Consider the following 18,908-nt stretch of genomic DNA (forward strand, 5'->3'; position numbering starts at 1 on the left):
TTCAGCCTCTTTAGAAAGTGTAAGCACTCGCCAACACCTGAAAGTTTGCGGATGCTGACGATGATGTCGCGATGTAGTAAATGGTTTGCGGAATAATCAATGGCAAATCTGAAAATGGCGTCTGCCCACTGGCGCCGGCAGTCAGATAGGCGTTGAAGTATTTTCCTCCGACCCCCTCACTTGTCGCCGCCACATCCATTGCAAGCACCCCAGCCACCGCTGGCGAACCAATAAGCTGACCCGAAAGAGTCTTCGCATTCAGCGGCACATAGCCCGCGACAGACAAGGCCGCCAAAGAACCCTGCTGCGTCGTTCCGTTTAGCAGAGGCCCCCAAGAGGTGTGGATTCTTCGACCCTCTTGATACCCAACAACCAACTTGCCCGCCTGCGTTCGCCATACACTGACTAACGCCGAGGCGGTATAACCGGCAGGCATATTAGGGCCGTCGTACACATCGCCCACCTTGGCGCTTGTAGCGTTTCGAGCTAGCAGCGCCGACGCCTTGGTAGCCGGATTATAAATCGCGTAGAGCGCCAAGAATCCCGCAGTTGGTGCTACGCCGCTGTCCATTCCGCCCGGCCCCACAGTCGCCAGATTGATCGACTTAGCGAAACTATTAATGCGGTAAGTACCGGCAGCATCCTCGACGATCAGCTCGTCAGCAGTAAACGTAGCTGTTAACGATGCGGCGACGACGGTCATCGCAGCATTTCGCGCCGCACCCACCACAGGGCCGTTTAGGCGCAGTTGCTCAACCGACAGCAGCAACGCCGCAATATCAACATTGCCCTGATTGATGGGCGCGTTCCAAGCCTTGATACACCAAACCACGGCCAAGTTACGTCCGCGCGTCTCGGTAGAGGTCCGCGCTACGAGGCTGGCGTCGAAATTGACGCTTACCGGGCCGTTTACTACCGTACCTGTTGGCTGTGGGTAGCTGTAAGAACCAGTGCCTCGGAATGCTCCAGAATGAGACTGACCAACAGATGTGGCCTGAAACGCCGACCAATTACCAGTGATGTTCTGGAGCGCGTCAAGCTGATAACTGCCAACAGCGCGGCCTGCATCGACCCCTCGTCCATGATCCCAGCCTCGCAGGAACTCGCCGCGCGATTCCGGCAAGCGGAAATTGCTGGCACCCTCATCGCCCTTGTTGAAGGCCGTGCCGAGGAACGCCGCCAGATCTGGATAGACGGCAATGCTCTTGACGCTGCCGTCAAGCTCTAGGAACCCGGGCGCGACCTTGTCCAGCGGGAACGCCACCGTGGCGCCTACAGGCAGCGCCGAGGCCTGGGCAATCATTGATTCGATCTCGGCCTTGGTGTAGCTGTCCTTGATGCCCATCTTGGCCAACGTGTCCGGGTTGTCGCCCGAGACCACAACCCCGCGATCGTTGACCTTGACCCGCGTGTATTCGCCGGGTGTCTTGTTCTTCGGCAGCACTTCCAGAATGGCCGCGTCGACGTAGGCCCGCGAGGCCAGAACAATCGCCGGATCGATCTTGAGGGTGATGTTGCCGGTGCTGGTGACAATGAAGTTCATCCGCACAATTTGCGTGCGGCCCGATCCTTGCGACAGTAGCGGCTTGAAGCTCGGCGCGCAGTTGGCCACCGCCACCAGATCACCGTCCGCATCGTATAGGCCGATTTCGCGAATCCACTTACCGCCTTCATCGGCCGGAATGATCTGTTCGGCAATGATCACTGCCGGGTTGACCGGATCGATCTTCAGTTGATTCAGCGGCTTTCGGCGCCACTCGTTGATCAGCTTTGTCTGTGTCACGCTCGGGATCGGCTCGGTGCCATTGGCATCACCCACGCCCATTTGCGTGATAAGCCAGGGAATGCCGAGCGCGTCGGCGTTCGCTTGCTTGGCCATCCCCACGTTCGTGAGGATCGCGAAAAACTGCGAATTCGCATCAATCATAATAAACGTCCAGGGTGTCTATGGTGTGTTCGCGACCGACCACGCCGAAGCTGCCGGTGACCTCGATGTCACGCATGACGGGCGGGTAAACGTCGATTTCGTCGCCTTCGTAGAGGGACACGGCGATATTCAAATCACCTTGAGTTTCAAGGCTGATCGCCAGCCCGGTCAGGTGCCGGGTGACGGGCTTGGCGTCGTCAATCAGGCGCTCTAGTTCCTGATACATTTCCTCGGTGATGCCGGTATCCAGAACGCCAACCTTCAGCGCAAAGGTGCCCGGCACACCCTCGGGAACGGTCTTGAACCACTCGACAATCTCGATCAGATAGCCCAGCGGCTCGACCACACGACGCAGCGCGCCGATCGTGCCCTTGTGCTTGTGGATGTAAAACGACGCCTTGATGGCCGCGCGCTTGGTCGCCTCAGACCATCGGTAATCCCAGCGATCGACCGACCACGCCCACGCCAGATGCGGCAGCAGATGCACCGGACAGGTGTCGGGGTTATAGAGGTCGCGCAGCGGGACAATCGTCTTTTCGAAAAACGCGGCCTCCATGGCCCGTTCCAGTTGCGTGCTATTGAGCGGCAGTAGACTTTTCATATCAGCCCGCCAGCCTCACGTTGTAGCGCGTGCAGAACGCCGCCTGAGCCTTGGTCGGGGCCAAGTCGTGCCACCCAACCAACTCAACCCGGGCAACGCCGGCAACGTGCAACTGAGCGTCAACAGCGGAGCGTGCGACCTCGACGCCCAGCCGCTTGCGTGGATTGATCCAACCGGCCAATCGGCTTTTCGCTTCGGCCAAACTGGCATCCGCTTCCGGGCCGGCGCCGGCCATATGCAAGATGGCGTCAATCTCGTAGCGGATCACCTGCGCACTTTGCACGGTCACCCGATCACCGACCGGGCGCACGTCATCGTCATTCAACGCAGCGGCCACCGTCGCCAGCAGCTCCGGCGCCGCTTCGCCTTCCCCGTCCAGCCCCAGCACCGTTACCGTAACGTAACAAGGCGCCGGGCTTTCAGCCGTGGCATCCGCCACCAACCCCGAGGCGTTACGCGCGTGCAGGATGTAGCTGTTACGCGGGCCGGCCGTGGTCAAGCCCTCATAGGCCAACTGGATGCGCTCGCGAAACGGGTCGTCTTCTTCCATGACCTTGGGCACCGGCGGCACCGCCAGCAGATCCTCGGCCTGGATAACCAGGCGCTTCAGATTGACGTTAGCCCCCAACTGATCGAGGTCACCGCGAATGGCGTGCGCGAGCAGTAACGCCTTGCCGGCGTCATTGACCCGGGCGCGGTTGCCTACCTTGATATAAGCCCCGACCTCAAGCGTCTTAACCACTGGATCGCTTTCCAGCGCGGCCGTCCAGTTGCCACCCATGTACCCGCGAAACACGCCCAGCCCATCCTGATAAACCTCTTCAAAGTCCAGAGGCTCCAACACGGTCGGTGCCGGCAACGACGACAGATCAACGGTACTCATGCAGCCACCTCCAACGTGACGCTGTCGCCCAGGTACTTCCCGACGATTTGCAGATTGATTCGCCCGCCAATGACGGAAATGACGCGCACCTGTTCCAGCTTCAAACGCGGCTCCCAGCGCCCTAGAGCGCGGGCGACTTCAGCCTGTACGGCGCTTTTCCAGCCCTCGTTAACGGGCAAATCGACAAACCGGCGCAGCTTGCTGCCGTATTCCATACGGTGCCGGCGACTGCCCAGCGGCGTGCCCAAGATGTCTGCGATGGATTGGCGCAAGTGCTTGATGCCGGAAATGGGTTGGCCGGTGTGGCGATCCATTCCGATCATCTAGGTCACTCCAGCGGTTCAAGTTCGGGATGCGTCTTCAGGAAGCTGACAGCCTGCTCATCGGACGCCGACACCTCGACCTCGTGCTTGGCCACCGCCAGCGTGCGATCCGTTCCAGGGATGCACAGCGTGCGCGAGGTATAGACTTTGTCGCGAAACTTCAGCAGCAAATCAACAGTTCGCGCTTGAGGGGGAGCAGGCGGGCGAATCGTCGACGGTAATTGCTCCTCGACAGGCTGGTCATTGATCTTGGCCATGTGTTTTCTCCAGGTACAAAAAAGCCCGCACGCGGCGGGCTGGATGAATGTTTGGGTTAATGTTTATGGTGGTTGTCACTGTCGCCGACGGCCATGATGTTGCCGGCGCCGTCGATGTTGCCCGTTACGCGTAACGCGCCATCAATATTGACCGGACCCTTGATGTTCACGGTGCCCTCAAGATCGATCGTTCCCGACTTCACTGTCACCGCGTTATCCGTTACGACGACGTCCGTGCCGCCGACCTTGATCGCCACCGTGCCACTCGGCAGGGTGATGGTGTAAGACTTGGCCTGCCAGTCGTAGACCAGCGAGCCGCCATCATCGAAACGCCAGACCTCGACATGGTCGCGATTATCCGGCGGAGGTCCGGCATTGCCATACAGGCCCGGGACAAACGTGCCTTGCGACACGTCGCCGCTGGGACTGATCAAACTGCCCTGCTCCCCCAAAGACGGCGCCCGCCAATGCCTGGCCTTGCCGGCGGCGATGCTGTGCCAGCGCACCCAGGCGCTGACCCAATCACTGCCATCCGACACTCGACACACCGGCGGCGATGCGGACAGATCCATCGCGACCACATAGCAAGCTTTGACCGCCCCCGCGATCATGCGGTCATGCTGGGCGCTCGCGTAACTCACGGCAGATCCTCCGGCCTGAATGGTCCGTCACCCGGTTCAACGTCATACACCAACGTCCCCGGTGGCTGATCCGGCCAAGGCCAGCAGGTTTCACCGAGGTAGATCTGCTGTGTCCATTCCACGACCCAGACCGTGTAGCCGTCCAGTTCGGGTTTGGTCCAGTCCTGCATGGCCTGAACGAACTCGGCTGGCTCGACCTCTACACCCCAAGACTGCGCCCGAAGCAGAACGGCCAACTGACCCGCCAAGAACACTGCTTGCTGATGATGGTCGGGCTGGATCGGGTCGGTGATCACCCGCGCCTCAAACTTGCAGGACAAGCAGGTTTCTCCCGTCCCCGGATCAACGCCCGGCTCCATTTCTGCCAGTTCCACCAGCACCGCCGGCAAGGCGATGCGATCATCAATGTTGGGCCAGACCGCGACCGTCTGAACGCCCGGCAAATGATCATGAAGATGTCGTTCGATGGCTCGATACAGCTGCTCAAGACTGAATGGTTCGTCGACTGAATCCATCACGTCATTTCCCCTTCAAGTACTTCTGCACTTCAAAATTGAGTTCCTGCTGCAGGACATGCACCAAGTGTTCGTCTGCTTTGCGCACCCAGCTATCGAAGTGCGGTCGGGCTTGCTCCAGCGACACCTTTGCCTTGGCCAGCGGGAAGCGGTTGTCATGTTCGGCAATCCAACCCGAACTCGCGCCGCCGGCTGCACTGACATCGCTATCGGGGTAATCCGCAGATTTGAAATGCTTGCTGCCGACGCGGATCCAGACATCTGCGCTGCTCCCATAGACTCGCTTGTGGAACGCGCCCTGGAAGCGTCGCCCCGCGACTGACACACCGGATCGGGTTTGCCGTGCCCGGCCTATGCGGCTGGCTTCCATGGCGTTGAGGCCGAACCACAATTTGCCGCTGTTCGCGCCGCTGCTGACCGGGTAGGCCCGCAGACGTTGCCGTACAGCGGCAACCGCAATGCGTTCCTGCCGGCCGACGGCGCGAGCGATATGGGTAGCAAGCCATCGCAGGGTTTTGTTGATCGCACGGCGCTGGGCATTGGATGCTGCTTTCGGCACCAAGGCGGCAAAGTCCTGAAAGGCTTTCAAGTCTGCCGCCGAGGTTTGCAGCGAAATCATCCCGCCACTTGCTGAGGGTTTGAAATAGCTGCCGACGTTCATGCTTTAGCCCTCAAGAGCAATGCCACCCAGCCGGAACCATCTGGCTCCAGCTTGACAAGATCGTACTGGCCTCCCCCGTCCTGCTTTGCCAGATCTACAACGACCAGTTGCCCGGGCTCAACACCCGCTGCGTCGACGACGCGAATCTCAAACTGCGGCTCGCGCAAGGCGGTGTTAATCCGCCCCATACGCGGCTGCAGCCATGGCGCGGAAAAGAAACCGGCGATCTCTCGACCGCCGACCGTTGCCATGTCGCCCAAGCCATCCAGCACCAGGGCGTCCATGTCGTCGCTCAATTCGCGAAAGCCCATCACTCACCGCCGCTGTCGTCGTCCCCATTGGCAACGCCCGATTGTTGGCGCAGCAGTTCTTGTGCTCTGGGATCCTTGAGTGGAGCGATACGCCCTTCGGCGAGTAACGCTTCCTCAATCCCTTTACTTGGTGGACTGTAAGGCTCGCCCTTCACAACAACGACACGGCCATCCTGCACGCAACCGTCGATCACCAGAAAATCGGCTTTCTTGGCCATGTCACACCACCTTGGCGTAAATGAACGCATCCGGTTCGAGCAGGCCAGCCAATGCCGCACTCTGCAGCTTCAGCCAACGAGCGCTCGGCTCTTGGGTCACCCAACTCTTCGGGAAGCGCGCCGCTTCGACCAAGCCGCTTTCCACGGCTTCCAGATCTTGAATCGCCCCGTAGAGCATGGCGTTGCGCGTGGACGTCGAGCCGAGAATCAAGCCACCCGCCGGGATCATTGGTTGCTCGTCATCCTCGTCGTCCAGATACCACTCGTCATAACCGTAAAGGTCGACGCCGGGATCATTCAGGTAGCCCAGGTAAGTCACGCCGTCTGGCAGTTCCTCTGGCTTGATCAAGCCCATGTCAACGCGGCGAGTGTTGAGTTGTTTCATCACCATTGCACTGGATTGAAAGGCGTCCAGCGCTTCGCCGCTCATGGCTACGGTGTTTGCCGTGCGGCCGGAGTCCTTGGCGATCTTGCGCTTCCAGCTACGAAGATTGGCAATTGGGTCACCGTCTTCGGTGCCCCACTGACCGCTGCCCAGGCTGATCTTGTGATCGGGGGCCATCAGGAAGTCGATGGTGTCATCCACCCCTTCCCCCACGACGCGAACCTTCCCAGTGGTGAGTGCCTGGGCGCACATCCATTCTTCCCGGCGGATGATTTCGTCGTCCAGATCGCGCAGGTCCTTACCGAGCAACTGCCCGGCACGCTCCAGCGGAGTACGCGAGGAAAACGGGTTGTCGCCGGCCGAACGCTTGAGCACCAGCTCGGCGGTGGTTTCGCGCTTGGGTTGAATGTACGGCGGGCTGTAGGTGCTGGTGGTATAGCCTTCGCGCAACGACACACTGCCCGGCAGGCGAGGATTAACAAACGGCGCCATTTTGCGTTTGCCTTTGATGATGTCGATGTCCACGGTTTTGGTCGGGAACGTGACAGGACTGCCACCGTTGAAAAAAGTGTTCAGCAAAAAGCGCCGCGCGGTTGGCATCTGCTCAACCGCTTCAAGCATGGTGCGGGTATCAAAAATATCCATCAAAGACTCCGAATTAACGAACGAACAGGCACAGGGAACGCAGCGCAGCTTTTGCCTGCGCCAAAGTAAAACCCTCGCCGAGTGTGAGTTGACTGGCCAGCACTTCACCGGTCAGGCGGATTGGCGCTACCTGCGCGCCTGAGGTCGTATCAGTGAACTGATCCAGTACAGCCGCAGGAGCTTCGGAGCCATCGGTTGCTGCGGCCTTGCTCAGCACATATTCGCCACTGGCCGTTACTTGCCCAAGGACGGCGCCTCGACTGAGCTTCTGGCCGGAAGCGATCACGGCGGTGTCGATCATCACCGGGAAGGCACCGGCGGACAGCTGGTCCGGGACATAGGTTTGGCGTTCTGGGTTGCTCATGATGTTCTCCAATCAGCGGCGCGAGGCGCCCTCGACAATGGCGTTTACGACGGCCTTGCGCTCACCCTGAGCGGCATCGCCCGTCGGAGTGGACGTCGATGCGCCAGTGGCATCGGCCTTGATGGCGTTCAGAGAAATGCCGCGATCCTGCGCTGCCTTGAACAGCTGTAGCGCTGTGGCTTCAACCGTTGTGCCTGCTTCAATGGCAGCGGAGATTTCAGTTTCGAAACCCTTGCTGGCCATTGCATTGATGCCGGTAATGCGTTGCCGCTCTGCAGTAGCGCCTTCCTCGCGACTTTGGGTGCGGATGCTTTCGAGATCTGGCTGATTGGCCTGAGCGATTTCGATGGTTTGCGGATCCGTGCCGGCGGCCAGCGCCTCACGCAACTCCGCCGTGCTGCTGACGGTGGTCATGTTGTATTTCCTCGGTTGAGTGGCGGCCGGTTTGGCCAGTTCGGTAATCAATGTTTCAAGCGACCCCAGACGGTGGGCCAAGCCGGACTCGACAGCCGCTGCGCCAACGCGCAGGCCGCCGAAGTCGCCCATCTCTGGGACACGCTCCGGCTCCACGCCCAGGTTGCGGGCCACCTTGGCGACGAACACATCACCCATGGCGTCGACCGTTTCGCCGACCTTGGCTCGCCCTTCTTCGGTAGAGAGATCTACACGCTTGTTCGGGGCATTGCGGCTGACGATCTGATAGCGCTTACGGCCGTTGCCTTCCTCGCCGACCACAGCTTCAACGACCACACCGATACTCCCGGCGAGCGCCGTTTCGTCGATGACGATTTCGCTGGCAGCTGACGCAATCCAATAGGCCGCGCTTGCACCAGTGCCGCCGATGTAGGCAACGATGCGTTTACGGTCACGGGCCGCATGGATCTGGTCAGCCAGTTCGTTGATGCCGGCGGCAACGCCGCCTGGGCTATCGATGTTGAGGATGATCGCGCTGATCTTGGGATCATCGAGCGCCGCCTGCAGGTCGGTGGCCAGCACCTGAGTGCTGGTCGCACCGCTGATCTCGGTGAAAAGGTTGGCATAGCGAAACACCGGACCGACTACCGGGATGATCGCCACACCATTGCGTACGCTGACAGTGCGGCTGTTATCCAGTCGCATGCCAGTGCGTGTTTCCAGCGCCGCCGGATCGCCCATGCGGTCTGCAATGGTCAGCAAGTTATCCAGGGCGCCGGGCAGCATCAGCCACGGCTGCGATGCAGCCAGCTCGAATGCGCGGGGCATGGTTATTCCTCGTTGGGGTTGGCGGACGGCGGTGTTTCCTGCTCCCGCCCTTTGGGTAAAACGTGCAGGCTATCGTTGCGCCGCTGGGTGACTTCGCGCACGCGCTGCCGATAGACCTGCTGCCACGGCTCGCCGGTCATTGCGGCGGTTTCCAGTGTTTCGTTGCTGACACCGATCTCGATGCGCTTACCGGCAGCGTTGGCTTCTTTCAACTCATCAATGGCGCCTCGAGCGGGGCCGATCCAGATGGCCTGGCAGTAGGCTTTGCGTTTCGCCGGGTCCGCATAACCCGGCAGGCTGATCAATCCACGGGCCACCGCCTCATCTATCAACAATTCCCGACTGGGCTGACAAAAGTCACAGATCAACCACCAGCGGCGCAGGCTGTAGAAGCGCCACGCCTGTAACATTGCCGCACGGGCTGCGCTGTAGCTGCTGCTGTAGTGGAGCAACAGCTCTTCCATCGGTTGCTCCAAAGCGGCGCCGATTTCCTTGACCACTGCCGTAAAGAACGGATCGAATTGCGCATTAGGCCGCGCAGGATTGGCGATTACCGGTTCCTCACCTTGGCCCAAGTCAACAATCGCCCCCTCGCCCAGCGCCAGTTCGCCATCTGCTGTGGTATCACCTCCAGCGCCTTCACCTTCGTTAGCTAATGCGGTCAGCGGGAGATTCCCGACTTGAAAGTCGTTGGTCTTTTTGATGAACACCGTGAACATTGCGGAGATCACCGCCGCCATCAGCTCGGCGCTGCTGTAGCGCTCCAGCTTCTGCAGCGGTTCCAGCACCGGAGCCAGGTAAGGCGCTCCGCGCTTCTGTCCCGGACGCTCCTTGTCGGCCATAACGTGCATGACGCGGCGCCGGCCAGTTGCCTCGCCAAAGGCTGGCAGACGCTCCCATTTCAGCGCTTGGCCGGCGGTGTATTCGTTGGGGTATCCGGTGCAGACGTGATACGCCAAAGGCGCCCCCAGCCGGTCAAACTCGACGCCGTCCACGAGGTTTGCGCCGTCAAGTTGCCCGGCTGGATTGCAGACCCGGTCCGATTCGATCAACTGCAAGCGTGTGCTGAAGATGCAGCCGGGGCGCTCATCGTCAGGACTGGCAATTAGCACGTCACCACCCACCATGGACGAGATCAATACCAGTGCTTGTAACTGGTAGTGGTTTAGTGTCGCTTCGGCATCGCATTCGCGTGGATCATCGGCGTATAGCGACCACAAGCGATCAAGCTGATTGTTGATTTTCTCAGCCTGCGCCTCGTCGAGACCTAATGCGTCATGATCGATCTGTGACCGGCAAACCAGCCCGGTTCCTACAACATTGGTGCGCAAGCGCGTGATCGCCGCACGGGCTATCAAGTGATTGCGCATGGCGTCTCGCGAGCGAGCAACCAGCATTCGACGCTCGTTTTGGTCGAGATCTCGACGCGGACTGCCGAGACCGGGAATCCAGCTGGCCATGCTGCGCAATACGCGAGAAGCCCCGCGCCAACGCGTCTCAACACCGCCCCCGCCCCCTTGGGCGACGATAGGCCTGGACTCGTTTGCCGACTTGGCGAGTTTGAGGGCCTCGCGCATCAGCAGCTCGGCCGGGTCTTTTCGAAAAAATCCCATAGTCAGATCTTCATGTAGGAGACACGGTTGCGGCCACGTCCCTGTTGTTGAGCCTGTTCCAACGCGACCTCTCTGGCGTACTGCTGCTCCAGAAGACGCAAGCTGTTCAGCTCAGCGCGATAAAGCTCGCGATCCGCACGGCGCAAGCGCTGGCCTTTTTTCAGGACGTCAGAGATCGCCGCCCGGACTTCCGCGAGGCGCTGTTGTGCGTCTGTCATATGTGTTTCCTTAATAGCCCGCGCGACTGCGGGTGCCCCGCCCACGAGCGACAGCTCGGCGCGGTACCGGTGCGACCGGTTGTTCGGTACTGAACAGGGTTGGCTGCAGCAACTGCTGCTCCAACTGGTCCCATTCGTGATCGCGTAACAGGTGAGTTTTCAGGCTGCGAGCCGCGTGCAAGGCATACACCTCGCAGTCCAGCGCTTCGTTGCGACGGCCGGCTTTCTTTTGCCAAACCATTTTGCTGGGGTTACGCGGGTGCGGTGCCAGGACTTCGTTGGTGAGTTGTTCGTAGTAGTCCGAGCGGATCTCGCTGTACCAATGCATGCGCCCCGGTCCAGCACCTTTGAGGCGCAGCCGCCCATCAATGAGCGTCTTCGCTTTGTGCGTACCGACGATGTGGACTCGCAGGCCGTATTTCGCAGCCTTGGTGTTGTCCTGTGAGGTATCCACCGACTGCGGAGGCTTGGTAAAGATCTCCTTGTCGCGACTGTCGATAGAGGCGCCTTTGATCGCCATCACGTTGTAGCGTTGACGATCCCGCACGTAGGCATACACCGCGTCACTGGTATTGCCGTCAGAGCTATCGATGCTGACCGCCGATACCGCCAGTTGCGCACCGCTTTCGACCGGTATGGGTTGGGAAATAACCCGATCCAGTTCTTGCCAAACGGCGTCATGCGGGTCGATGGGGTTGCCGTGAAGCTCACCCCAGTACAAGCGCCACGACTCTTCGCCTCGTCCCCAACCGATAATGGTGAGAGCGAGGCGGTCGCCTTGGACGTCAACGCCAACGGTGATCAGCAGGACACCTTTCGGCGCTGTCAGCTCCGCATAAGGCTCCGCACGCTTTTCCAGCTCATCGGTCTTCGGTGCATCGCTCTGATACTCGTAGCTTTCGCCCTTGGAGCTGTTGACGAAAGCGATCATCGGTCCGATGTTGCCTTGTGAGGCCGCGTGTTCGGCCTGGAGCTTTTTCTCCATCAACACCTGGAAACGCGATCCCCAAAACGTCGCGTACAGCTCGTTGAGGATGTAACCGGCGATCCCCCGAAATTCTGCTGTAGCCGACCAGCGCCCATGCTTGAGGTTGGCGTTCTTCTGGTTGTCATCCCAGATTCCACCGCAGTGCGGGCAGGAGTAGAAAGTTTTCTCCGGCCGCTTCTTGCCGTATACCTCATGCAGGTATTCCGGATCCTCGTCGCAGTGCAGGTTGTCAAAGCTCAACGCGTGTTCTTGGCCGCATTCGTGACACGGCACCAAGCCGACGCGCTTGTCCGACAGTTCCAGCTCCGCATCGATGGCGGACAAGCCCTTGATGGTCGGTGTACCGCCGATGATGATCTTCGAGCGGCGGAACGTTTTCAGTCGTTCCTTAGCGAGCTTGATACTGTCGCCCTGGCCTCGCAGGTTCAGGTTGCAGTCGTCCGGCTCTTCAATGGCAACTCGCGGCACCGGCGTGGACTTCACGCTGGCCGGGCTGTTGGAACCCACCATTTTCAGGAAGCCGCCAGGGAAGCGCTTGAAGTCCTGTCGCTGCTGTAGCTTGCGGCTTCGCAGGTCGACTTTCTTGCGCAGGCGCGGCGTGGCTTCGATCATCGGCTCGAGCTTTTCACCAACGTACTGCTTGGCCGCTTCGGCCTTGGGAAACAGCACCAGAATCGGTGACGGATCAATGTCGATCCACTTGCCCAGGGCGTTACCCAGAACACCCGACGTCCATGCCACCTGCGCCGACTTGCGTCCGACGATCTCACTGACAGCGGGATCATCCAGCGCTTCCAATGGACCTCCGGGCCAGATCAGGTGAGGAGTAACGTCAAAGCGATATTTGCCGGGGCGCGCAGCCTCTTCCGGTGCGAGCCAGCGGTACTTGTCCGCCCACTCGATAATGCTCATGCGAGGCGGCGGCGACCATTTGCGGCAAGCGCCGCGCAGCGCTTTAGTCGCCGTCTTCCTCAAAGCCCTCCGTATCGTCCGGTTCGTCAGAATATCCATCTGACGCGGCATCATCCTTGTCATAGTCAGAAAGCCTCCTCAGGATGGCTTCAATGGGGTCGCGAATCAGTTGCTCGTCGATTTCCACGTCGTAGCGCGCCGAGAGTTCGGCGGCCAGCACATCGGGGAAAGAGTTGAGCAACTCCACTTTTGCAGCAGTGATCATTGCTTCGAAGCGTTCGATCAGATCGGACGCGATGACCACCTCGCCAAGATCCTTGGCCATCGCGAGTTCTTCGCGGTCAGCACGGATCCGGTCTAGTCGGTCGCGGGAAGATTCTTTTTTGCCGTTGAGTGCGGCTTGATGCATCAGCCACTGGATCACGGCTTCGGTGTCGTATTGGTTTTCATTGCCCCGACCGAGGCCGAACTCGGTCACAGGCATGCCGTCGTTCTGCCATCGGGTCAGAGTGCGTTCATCACGACCGACGATCTCGCTTAAGTCGGCCTTGCTAACTGCCCTGCCCATATCTAACCCTTTGAAAAGACGGACATCCCTGCAGAATTCTCAGCTGCAGAGATCCCGCGAGTTCGCTAACCCGTGTAGGGGGCGGCCCTCAGGGAGGACCCGGAAAAATGGCGCCCCCCACCCGGCCGCCGACCTAGCTGCGGTCGGTCGATGCCGACTCTGAAACGCCCAGCCGCTTGGCGGCCCAGCGTTCGTACAACCCGATCGCCACATCAGCACCGGCCATCGCCGTCAGGCACCCCAAGGCGCCCGCCGTCCAGATCGTCATACCGGCGGCGATCATCAGCATCATCGCCGACACCCCACAGACAATGCAGGCACCGGACCGAAGCGCGAGGCGGCGCAACAATGCCCAGCCCCGCGCCCCATCCTTGTCTGCTCGCCACATCTCCCCCGATACGCCGCCGACCAGGGCCAGGACGATCACTAACCAGATCGGCATCTCTGCCAGCGCTTGTTGCTCGTTTGTCATCGCCAACCCCTAAACGCAAAAACCCGGCGCAATGGCCGGGTTTGGTGGTGGGTGCCTGCCGCTCTCTGCGGTCGCACCTATCGAAGATGACTACTTTTTACAGGTCGATTCCGGTGGCAGCAACCCTGTTTTAATGCCACCCGGTGAATAAGTGGGTAACACAGGGTGAACGCCTAGCGAATGTCGGTGAATACACCACCACGGCATTCTGTTGCCTCAGCGGTGTCCCATTCGTCCCACTTCCTAGGATCGAAGTGGGACGCCTGAGAGCGCCTAAATTCGGGGCTTCGCCCCACTGTCCTACTTATCTTTCTCCTTTCTCGTGTAAAGAAGGAAATTTAAAGGACACGCATGCGCGTGAAACGCGCGTACTGCTGCCCGCTACGCTTACACGGGCGGGAGGCACTTTTTAGCGGGACGGTGGGACAGCCCAACAACGACAAGGCTCGCACCTGTCCCACTGCATCAAAACGCAGCGGGACAAGACGGGCCAGTGGGACAACCACAACCGGAGCGATGCCTGGGGTCACGCAGCCGCCCCCATCAGCTCCCAGTAGATTTGCAGATGCGCCTCATGCAAACGCTGATAGTAGGTGTCACGGCCACAACCGCAATGGGCGTACCGCAAACGCATATCCACATCGTGCGTGCAGTAATGCTCACGCACGACCGTCACCAGCTCGGGCGAGAGGTGCTTGTTCACGATCAGTTCCATGTCCAACGAACTCTCCAGCGGCGCACGGAAGGCACGTCGCCCCCTGATAAGTTGCCCGTTGCTCTCCATCATCATGGCAACCATATTCCCCCCAGCCAGCCCCCCTTTCGAATGCTCTGAGTGAAGCTCCTGCGCCCATAACCTAAGCAGCGAATCGATCTCCTTAATCATCGAAACAAGGCTCCTCGAACGCTTCCCGCTGCAACGCTGAAGCACCGCCCCACCCTGCCGGCTTCTTGTAAGCCCACGGCCGCTGCCCACTTTTCACCAACGCAGGCAACCGCACGCGCCGCCAACCCAACCGATGCATGATCGCGCCGACGCGCATCTGCTCCGGCTTGCCCCAATGCCCAAAGTCCAGCTTCAGCGCATTGGCCAACACCTCGCTGCCCGAGGTGGTCTCGCCGATCTGCGACTCCTCGAGCCAGGTCAGAATCGGACCTTCCCACTCATCCACCACAAAGCGCTCGTCCTGCTCCTCACCGAACATCGACGCCTCATCCAGCGTCACCCACCAAAGGTCGCCAGCGTCGTAACAGAACACCGCTTCAGCCCAAAGCTGCTCGCGAATCGAGCGCAACAACTCCAGATCCACTTTGGTACACGCCACCGGCCAATAACGCCGGTTACCGGTCGCGTCCTTCAGGTACTCGTCCTGGTTCGTCGTCCCCACGAACACGCACTGACGCGGCACGTCCATCGTGCGACGTCCGTAGCTCTCGCGGTAGGTGTCCGTCGACGCGGAGAAAAACTGCTTGGCCTTGGTGCTCTCGGCCTTGTTGAAACTGTCCAGCTCGCCCAGCTCGACGATCCACTTGCCCCGGATCGCCTGAAAGCCGTCCTTGTCGCCCAAGGCAAACGGCGTATCCATGAACCAATCGCCACCGAGAATGCTCATCGCCGTCGACTTACCTGCGCCCTGCGCGCCCTCAAGGATCATCACCGAGTCAGCCTTGCATCCCGGCTTCATCACCCGCGCCACGGCTGACAACATCCAGCGCTTGCCAACCTTGGACGAGTAGTCGGTCGCCTTGACGCCCATGACGTCCGTCAGCCAGCTTTCCAGGCGCGGCACGCGATCCCATTCGAGCTTGCGCAGGTACTGCCGCACCGGATGAAACGCATGGTCATGCGCAACCACACTCACCGCCTCGATCACATGCGAGGCCTTGACCCGCAAGTTGTACTGCTGCGCGAGCCACTTCATCACCCGCATATCGTCGATATCCGCCCAATCGCCTGTGCCGCCGCCATAAGGCGCCGCGCGCAGCTTCACGATCTTCGAACTGAACGCGCTGTAGCTGATCACCCCGGCCCAGCGTTCGTCATTGGCCAGGATCAACTCCACGTTCTGCATATGCGCAATCAACGCGCCGCTTTCACTGCGAGCCAGCATGTCCTTCCAGCCACCAGCGGCCGGCGGCTTGACCACTGCCAACACCTGACGACGCACCGCTTCCAAACCTTCCGCGACATGCAGATCGTTGAAGTCGGTCCACTTGTCCTCTCGTTCGCCAGAGAAGATCGGTGCAACGACCTGGCCACCGACGATCAACGCCGCGTTGTTGGCTTTTTCCTCACCGGGATTCCAAGCATCGCCATTCGGTTTCGTGGTCTTCCAGTCATCGTCGCGGCAGATGATCAGCGGGCAACCAGCGAAACGTTCGCGCATCGCTTTGCACACCACCAGCAGGTTACCGGCATCAAAAGCAATGGCCACGGTCAGTGACGTGGCCATGTGCAGACTGGCGCCGGTGGCGTAGCCCTCGCAAACAAGCACCGGCTCCCCCGGATCAGGATGCGGCCCGATCAGGTGAAAAGCCCCCTCCTTCGACATCCCGTAAGGCCAATAGGATTTATCGCGACCGGTGTCCTGCTGCTTAGTCGGGAACACCACCTGCAAGCCGACAATCTCGTCGCGTACATTGCTCATCGGTACCAGGAACGCGCCGGTGCGCGGCGCATACCGAACGCCAAAGCCGACAATCTGCTTGCGATCCAGATAGTCGCTACGGCCCTTTTCCGGCATGCGCTTGAACATTCCCGCCGCCCGATTCGCCGCACGACGTGCCGCATTGGCCGAGATCTCGGCAGCCCGGCGCTTGGCTTCTTCTTGCCGAGCGCGCATGACCTCACGTTCTTCAGACGACATCCGGCCAGCCTTGACCTTGATCTTCTGCGACTCACCCGAGCGCCAATCACCGAACGCTCCGAAAATCAGCGTCTCGCCCTTTTCCGTACGCTGCTCGTGAACGACATACCAACCGTTTTTTTCCTTGCCCTTATCCTGCGCCGTCTTGCACCGGGTTAGCTTGCCAAACACCAATGGCTGCGCAGGCTCAAGCCCGTAATCCGCGAATTGCCCCAACACTTCATCGAGCATGGTGAGCCCCCTTCAACTCCACGAGAGAAAGGCATCCCACACACTGCGTGCAGCCGGGCTGCGCCAAACGGCGGGCTTCAGGGATCGGGTCATCACACGTTTCGCAGAATAGAAACGAATGCGCCACCAAGGCAGGTTTGGTGGCGTTGCGTGCTGCGAGCGCTTGATCGATGCGCTCCTGCACCAGGTCATTTGCAAAATCCGCGATATCAGCCACGATCAACACCCCGCGTCGTCTGGTTGACATAGGTGGCTCGGTTGAACAACCCCAATAGCCCCTGAATCCCACGGAACACCTGCAGGCGAATCGCGGCCAGTTCCTCATCGGAAACTACCCCATCACCAATGCTTTTGGCCCACGTATCAGCCAGATCCGCGACCTGTCGGAAGTACTCCGCAATTCCGGTGGTCAACGTCTCAGGCATGTCATTGGTGTACGCCTCAGCCAGTTCCTGCCAAGTCGTGTCTCCGACCAAGGCATGCACCGCATCCAGAATGCGGCGATCCTTGGTCAGCTCCAGAATCTCGCCGAACTCTTGAATGTTGACTGTGTGGCTGGGATGGGTTGGGGACAGCTTGTGCTGCAGCGTGGTCGCATTTCGGCCGGTGGTGGCTGCGATAGCAGCGGCGCCGCCGGGGTAGTCCCGTGCGGCATGGTAAAGCGCGAGATCGAGCGGCAGAACTTCCCGCTGCGCCCGGTCTAGAGAGCTCAGAATGATACGGCTCATGGCATTAATCCTTGTAAGTTGCCAGTGCCGCGCGGCGTGCAGTGGTGATACATTTGCCGCGTGGCTTGAAAGGGCCCAAACGCCGGCTAGATCTTCGGGATCGACACCGGCACCGTGCCGGGGCGTGCAATCCGTTGCTCACCCCTGGCGCAACAGCTGCCCAATCTGTGGTGGAAAAGGCAGCAACACCAAGGCTTCCGAGCCTTGGAAAAGCGCGATAAAGGGCGGTGGTTGCATGTGGTGTGCCCGCCTACCTTTATCGCGACCCGACAGCGCTGTGGTGGTGCGTATCGGGAGGGACTGGGCGACCTTTGGGTCGCCTTTTTTCTAATTTATGCCACCTCTTCCACAGGTTTCGATTCAGTAACGCCAAAATGCTCAAGCACCTCATAGAGCGAAACGCAGCCATTGCTTTCACGAGCTAAAGACTTAATCAGAGAAATACTCGGATCCTTGCTCGCATATTTGACGTGTAACCGAAGGTAATTAAGGGCTATGCGGCAGCGCTTCGCGTATGCAGATACCCCCTCATCGTCTAGCTCATTTATGTAATCACGCAGCTTCATAGGTCACCTCTCACGCCATAAATTAACCTTTAGGGTTATTTTTTGCAATACCCAAAGGGCCATTCACCATAAAGGTTAATCACGCCAGAATCGTCAGATGAAAATTTCAGACACCCGCTTACAGAATTTCCGACGAATTTTGGCGGACAGGAAGCTCCGCTTGACTGACGTAGCCGAAATGCTCGGCAAAGCTCCGGCACAGATCAGTGCATTTGGAGGGAAGAATCCAACGAAAGGAATTGGAGATCAGATAGCGCGCGAGATAGAGAGGGCGCTAGGTCTGCACAATGGCTACTTAGACATGCCATATGGCTTAGGCGAATTCAGCAATGCCACACTGATCAGCCATACAGGACGTAAATTACCAGTGATTGGATCAATCGCAGCAGGTGCTTGGTGTGAACCCGATGCTATTTTCGATCCGCGTGATGCTGAAGAATGGATAGACGCTCCAGGACCAGTTGGCCCTCGTGCATTCATTTTGAGAGTCGAAGGAATGAGTATGGAGCCTAGATTCATAGAGGGTGACAAAATTGTAATTGATCCCGCGCTGGAGGCTCTACCAGGTCATTTTGTGGCTGCTAAACGCACCAGTGATCACGCTACAACTTTGAAACAGCTAAGGCAGGAGGGCGGTGAACAATTTTTGTACGCACTTAACCCTGATTGGCCAGAAAGAATAATTCGCATGACTGAAGAATGGACGATTTGCGGAAGGGCAAGATGGAAAATCTCAGACCTTTAATCCATCGCTTGTTTAGCCAAGTTAACG

General features: G+C 59.4%; 24 protein-coding genes. 1 reads left to right on the forward strand and 23 read right to left on the reverse strand.

Translation table 11 applies throughout. The annotated features are described in order from the left end of the window. Nucleotides 1-10 precede the first annotated feature (10 nt). The 23 genes from AC0Z5Z_RS11045 to AC0Z5Z_RS11155 all read right to left on the reverse strand — a co-directional run bounded on the left by AC0Z5Z_RS11045 (nt 11) and on the right by AC0Z5Z_RS11155 (nt 18,136). A complete protein-coding gene (locus AC0Z5Z_RS11045; protein ID WP_485611063.1) occupies nt 11-1,927 on the reverse strand; it encodes a phage tail protein in 1,917 nt (638 codons plus the stop codon). Further along, nucleotides 1,920-2,528 (reverse strand): phage tail protein I, encoded by a 609-nt coding sequence (locus AC0Z5Z_RS11050; protein WP_485611064.1) that lies wholly within the window; start codon nt 2,526-2,528, stop codon nt 1,920-1,922. The genes AC0Z5Z_RS11045 and AC0Z5Z_RS11050 overlap by 8 nt, the downstream gene beginning before the upstream one ends. Before the next feature lies 1 nt (nt 2,529). Continuing rightward, nucleotides 2,530-3,411 (reverse strand): baseplate assembly protein, encoded by an 882-nt coding sequence (locus AC0Z5Z_RS11055; RefSeq protein ID WP_485611065.1) that lies wholly within the window; start codon nt 3,409-3,411, stop codon nt 2,530-2,532. Continuing rightward, nucleotides 3,408-3,734 (reverse strand): GPW/gp25 family protein, encoded by a 327-nt coding sequence (locus tag AC0Z5Z_RS11060; RefSeq protein WP_485611066.1) that lies wholly within the window; start codon nt 3,732-3,734, stop codon nt 3,408-3,410. The genes AC0Z5Z_RS11055 and AC0Z5Z_RS11060 overlap by 4 nt, the downstream gene beginning before the upstream one ends. 5 nt (nt 3,735-3,739) lie before the next feature. Further along, entirely contained in the window at nt 3,740-3,991 is a 252-nt protein-coding gene (locus tag AC0Z5Z_RS11065) for a hypothetical protein (RefSeq protein WP_485611067.1), read from the reverse strand. Nucleotides 3,992-4,047: 56 nt separating this feature from the next. After that, nucleotides 4,048-4,632: a phage baseplate assembly protein V gene (locus AC0Z5Z_RS11070; protein WP_485611068.1), complete on the reverse strand. Its 585-nt coding sequence runs from the start codon at nt 4,630-4,632 to the stop codon at nt 4,048-4,050. Continuing rightward, on the reverse strand, nt 4,629-5,147 hold the full coding sequence (locus AC0Z5Z_RS11075; protein ID WP_485611069.1) for a hypothetical protein: 519 nt from the start codon (nt 5,145-5,147) through the stop codon (nt 4,629-4,631). The genes AC0Z5Z_RS11070 and AC0Z5Z_RS11075 overlap by 4 nt, the downstream gene beginning before the upstream one ends. Before the next feature lie 4 nt (nt 5,148-5,151). Beyond that, a complete protein-coding gene (locus AC0Z5Z_RS11080) occupies nt 5,152-5,808 on the reverse strand; it encodes a hypothetical protein (protein WP_476249046.1) in 657 nt (218 codons plus the stop codon). Then, the gene (locus tag AC0Z5Z_RS11085) at nt 5,805-6,119 is read right to left on the reverse strand and encodes a head-tail joining protein (RefSeq protein ID WP_127926430.1); all 315 of its coding nucleotides are present in this window, start codon (nt 6,117-6,119) and stop codon (nt 5,805-5,807) included. The genes AC0Z5Z_RS11080 and AC0Z5Z_RS11085 overlap by 4 nt, the downstream gene beginning before the upstream one ends. Further along, nucleotides 6,119-6,337: a hypothetical protein gene (locus tag AC0Z5Z_RS11090; RefSeq protein ID WP_476249045.1), complete on the reverse strand. Its 219-nt coding sequence runs from the start codon at nt 6,335-6,337 to the stop codon at nt 6,119-6,121. The genes AC0Z5Z_RS11085 and AC0Z5Z_RS11090 overlap by 1 nt, the downstream gene beginning before the upstream one ends. A gap of 1 nt (nt 6,338) precedes the next feature. After that, on the reverse strand, nt 6,339-7,367 hold the full coding sequence (locus tag AC0Z5Z_RS11095; protein WP_103305630.1) for a major capsid protein: 1,029 nt from the start codon (nt 7,365-7,367) through the stop codon (nt 6,339-6,341). Nucleotides 7,368-7,380: 13 nt separating this feature from the next. After that, nucleotides 7,381-7,731 (reverse strand): head decoration protein, encoded by a 351-nt coding sequence (locus AC0Z5Z_RS11100; protein WP_103305629.1) that lies wholly within the window; start codon nt 7,729-7,731, stop codon nt 7,381-7,383. 12 nt (nt 7,732-7,743) lie between these two features. Continuing rightward, nucleotides 7,744-8,973 carry a S49 family peptidase gene (locus AC0Z5Z_RS11105; protein ID WP_476249043.1) on the reverse strand — a complete coding sequence of 410 codons (1,230 nt, stop codon included), beginning with the start codon at nt 8,971-8,973 and terminating at the stop codon, nt 7,744-7,746. Nucleotides 8,974-8,975: 2 nt separating this feature from the next. Further along, nucleotides 8,976-10,586: a phage portal protein gene (locus AC0Z5Z_RS11110; RefSeq protein ID WP_485611070.1), complete on the reverse strand. Its 1,611-nt coding sequence runs from the start codon at nt 10,584-10,586 to the stop codon at nt 8,976-8,978. A gap of 2 nt (nt 10,587-10,588) precedes the next feature. Then, the gene (locus tag AC0Z5Z_RS11115) at nt 10,589-10,804 is read right to left on the reverse strand and encodes a hypothetical protein (RefSeq protein WP_103305626.1); all 216 of its coding nucleotides are present in this window, start codon (nt 10,802-10,804) and stop codon (nt 10,589-10,591) included. A gap of 10 nt (nt 10,805-10,814) precedes the next feature. Beyond that, complete coding sequence (locus AC0Z5Z_RS11120; protein ID WP_103305625.1) at nt 10,815-12,704, reverse strand: phage terminase large subunit family protein; 1,890 nt, start codon at nt 12,702-12,704, stop codon at nt 10,815-10,817. Nucleotides 12,705-12,747: 43 nt separating this feature from the next. Then, nucleotides 12,748-13,272 carry a terminase small subunit gene (locus AC0Z5Z_RS11125; protein ID WP_485611071.1) on the reverse strand — a complete coding sequence of 175 codons (525 nt, stop codon included), beginning with the start codon at nt 13,270-13,272 and terminating at the stop codon, nt 12,748-12,750. 133 nt (nt 13,273-13,405) lie between these two features. Further along, a complete protein-coding gene (locus AC0Z5Z_RS11130; RefSeq protein WP_085701142.1) occupies nt 13,406-13,744 on the reverse strand; it encodes a phage holin family protein in 339 nt (112 codons plus the stop codon). 526 nt (nt 13,745-14,270) lie between these two features. Further along, nucleotides 14,271-14,630, reverse strand: coding sequence for a PA0613 family protein (locus AC0Z5Z_RS11135; RefSeq protein ID WP_485611072.1), 360 nt, complete (start codon nt 14,628-14,630; stop codon nt 14,271-14,273). Continuing rightward, on the reverse strand, nt 14,623-16,842 hold the full coding sequence (locus tag AC0Z5Z_RS11140) for a VapE domain-containing protein (protein ID WP_485611073.1): 2,220 nt from the start codon (nt 16,840-16,842) through the stop codon (nt 14,623-14,625). The genes AC0Z5Z_RS11135 and AC0Z5Z_RS11140 overlap by 8 nt, the downstream gene beginning before the upstream one ends. Further along, nucleotides 16,832-17,059 carry a TraR/DksA family transcriptional regulator gene (locus tag AC0Z5Z_RS11145; protein WP_098968436.1) on the reverse strand — a complete coding sequence of 76 codons (228 nt, stop codon included), beginning with the start codon at nt 17,057-17,059 and terminating at the stop codon, nt 16,832-16,834. Before AC0Z5Z_RS11145 ends, AC0Z5Z_RS11140 begins: the two co-directional genes overlap by 11 nt. Beyond that, nucleotides 17,052-17,570, reverse strand: a complete 519-nt coding sequence (locus tag AC0Z5Z_RS11150; protein WP_177413691.1) for a phage regulatory CII family protein — start codon at nt 17,568-17,570, stop codon at nt 17,052-17,054. Before AC0Z5Z_RS11150 ends, AC0Z5Z_RS11145 begins: the two co-directional genes overlap by 8 nt. Nucleotides 17,571-17,902: 332 nt before the next feature. Continuing rightward, entirely contained in the window at nt 17,903-18,136 is a 234-nt protein-coding gene (locus AC0Z5Z_RS11155) for a hypothetical protein (RefSeq protein WP_485611074.1), read from the reverse strand. Nucleotides 18,137-18,296: 160 nt separating this feature from the next. On the opposite strand from AC0Z5Z_RS11155, the gene AC0Z5Z_RS11160 reads away from it, so the two are divergent. Continuing rightward, nucleotides 18,297-18,881, forward strand: a complete 585-nt coding sequence (locus tag AC0Z5Z_RS11160) for a LexA family protein (protein ID WP_485611075.1) — start codon at nt 18,297-18,299, stop codon at nt 18,879-18,881. The last annotated feature ends 27 nt before the right edge of the window (nt 18,882-18,908 follow it).

The sequence above is a fragment of the Pseudomonas sp. 1L-E-NC-VB-C3 genome (assembly GCF_057291535.1).

What these genes read in the sequence shown, in the direction of transcription:
- AC0Z5Z_RS11045 (WP_485611063.1), bottom strand. Translation starts at nt 1,927, where the DNA reads ATGATTGATGCGAATTCGCAGTTTTTCGCGATCCTCACGAACGTGGGG.
- AC0Z5Z_RS11050 (WP_485611064.1), bottom strand. Translation starts at nt 2,528, where the DNA reads ATGAAAAGTCTACTGCCGCTCAATAGCACGCAACTGGAACGGGCCATG.
- AC0Z5Z_RS11055 (WP_485611065.1), bottom strand. Translation starts at nt 3,411, where the DNA reads ATGAGTACCGTTGATCTGTCGTCGTTGCCGGCACCGACCGTGTTGGAG.
- AC0Z5Z_RS11060 (WP_485611066.1), bottom strand. Translation starts at nt 3,734, where the DNA reads ATGATCGGAATGGATCGCCACACCGGCCAACCCATTTCCGGCATCAAG.
- AC0Z5Z_RS11065 (WP_485611067.1), bottom strand. Translation starts at nt 3,991, where the DNA reads ATGGCCAAGATCAATGACCAGCCTGTCGAGGAGCAATTACCGTCGACG.
- AC0Z5Z_RS11075 (WP_485611069.1), bottom strand. Translation starts at nt 5,147, where the DNA reads ATGGATTCAGTCGACGAACCATTCAGTCTTGAGCAGCTGTATCGAGCC.
- AC0Z5Z_RS11080 (WP_476249046.1), bottom strand. Translation starts at nt 5,808, where the DNA reads ATGAACGTCGGCAGCTATTTCAAACCCTCAGCAAGTGGCGGGATGATT.
- AC0Z5Z_RS11085 (WP_127926430.1), bottom strand. Translation starts at nt 6,119, where the DNA reads ATGGGCTTTCGCGAATTGAGCGACGACATGGACGCCCTGGTGCTGGAT.
- AC0Z5Z_RS11090 (WP_476249045.1), bottom strand. Translation starts at nt 6,337, where the DNA reads ATGGCCAAGAAAGCCGATTTTCTGGTGATCGACGGTTGCGTGCAGGAT.
- AC0Z5Z_RS11095 (WP_103305630.1), bottom strand. Translation starts at nt 7,367, where the DNA reads ATGGATATTTTTGATACCCGCACCATGCTTGAAGCGGTTGAGCAGATG.
- AC0Z5Z_RS11100 (WP_103305629.1), bottom strand. Translation starts at nt 7,731, where the DNA reads ATGAGCAACCCAGAACGCCAAACCTATGTCCCGGACCAGCTGTCCGCC.
- AC0Z5Z_RS11105 (WP_476249043.1), bottom strand. Translation starts at nt 8,973, where the DNA reads ATGCCCCGCGCATTCGAGCTGGCTGCATCGCAGCCGTGGCTGATGCTG.
- AC0Z5Z_RS11110 (WP_485611070.1), bottom strand. Translation starts at nt 10,586, where the DNA reads ATGGGATTTTTTCGAAAAGACCCGGCCGAGCTGCTGATGCGCGAGGCC.
- AC0Z5Z_RS11115 (WP_103305626.1), bottom strand. Translation starts at nt 10,804, where the DNA reads ATGACAGACGCACAACAGCGCCTCGCGGAAGTCCGGGCGGCGATCTCT.
- AC0Z5Z_RS11120 (WP_103305625.1), bottom strand. Translation starts at nt 12,704, where the DNA reads ATGAGCATTATCGAGTGGGCGGACAAGTACCGCTGGCTCGCACCGGAA.
- AC0Z5Z_RS11125 (WP_485611071.1), bottom strand. Translation starts at nt 13,272, where the DNA reads ATGGGCAGGGCAGTTAGCAAGGCCGACTTAAGCGAGATCGTCGGTCGT.
- AC0Z5Z_RS11130 (WP_085701142.1), bottom strand. Translation starts at nt 13,744, where the DNA reads ATGACAAACGAGCAACAAGCGCTGGCAGAGATGCCGATCTGGTTAGTG.
- AC0Z5Z_RS11135 (WP_485611072.1), bottom strand. Translation starts at nt 14,630, where the DNA reads ATGATTAAGGAGATCGATTCGCTGCTTAGGTTATGGGCGCAGGAGCTT.
- AC0Z5Z_RS11140 (WP_485611073.1), bottom strand. Translation starts at nt 16,842, where the DNA reads ATGCTCGATGAAGTGTTGGGGCAATTCGCGGATTACGGGCTTGAGCCT.
- AC0Z5Z_RS11150 (WP_177413691.1), bottom strand. Translation starts at nt 17,570, where the DNA reads ATGAGCCGTATCATTCTGAGCTCTCTAGACCGGGCGCAGCGGGAAGTT.
- AC0Z5Z_RS11155 (WP_485611074.1), bottom strand. Translation starts at nt 18,136, where the DNA reads ATGAAGCTGCGTGATTACATAAATGAGCTAGACGATGAGGGGGTATCT.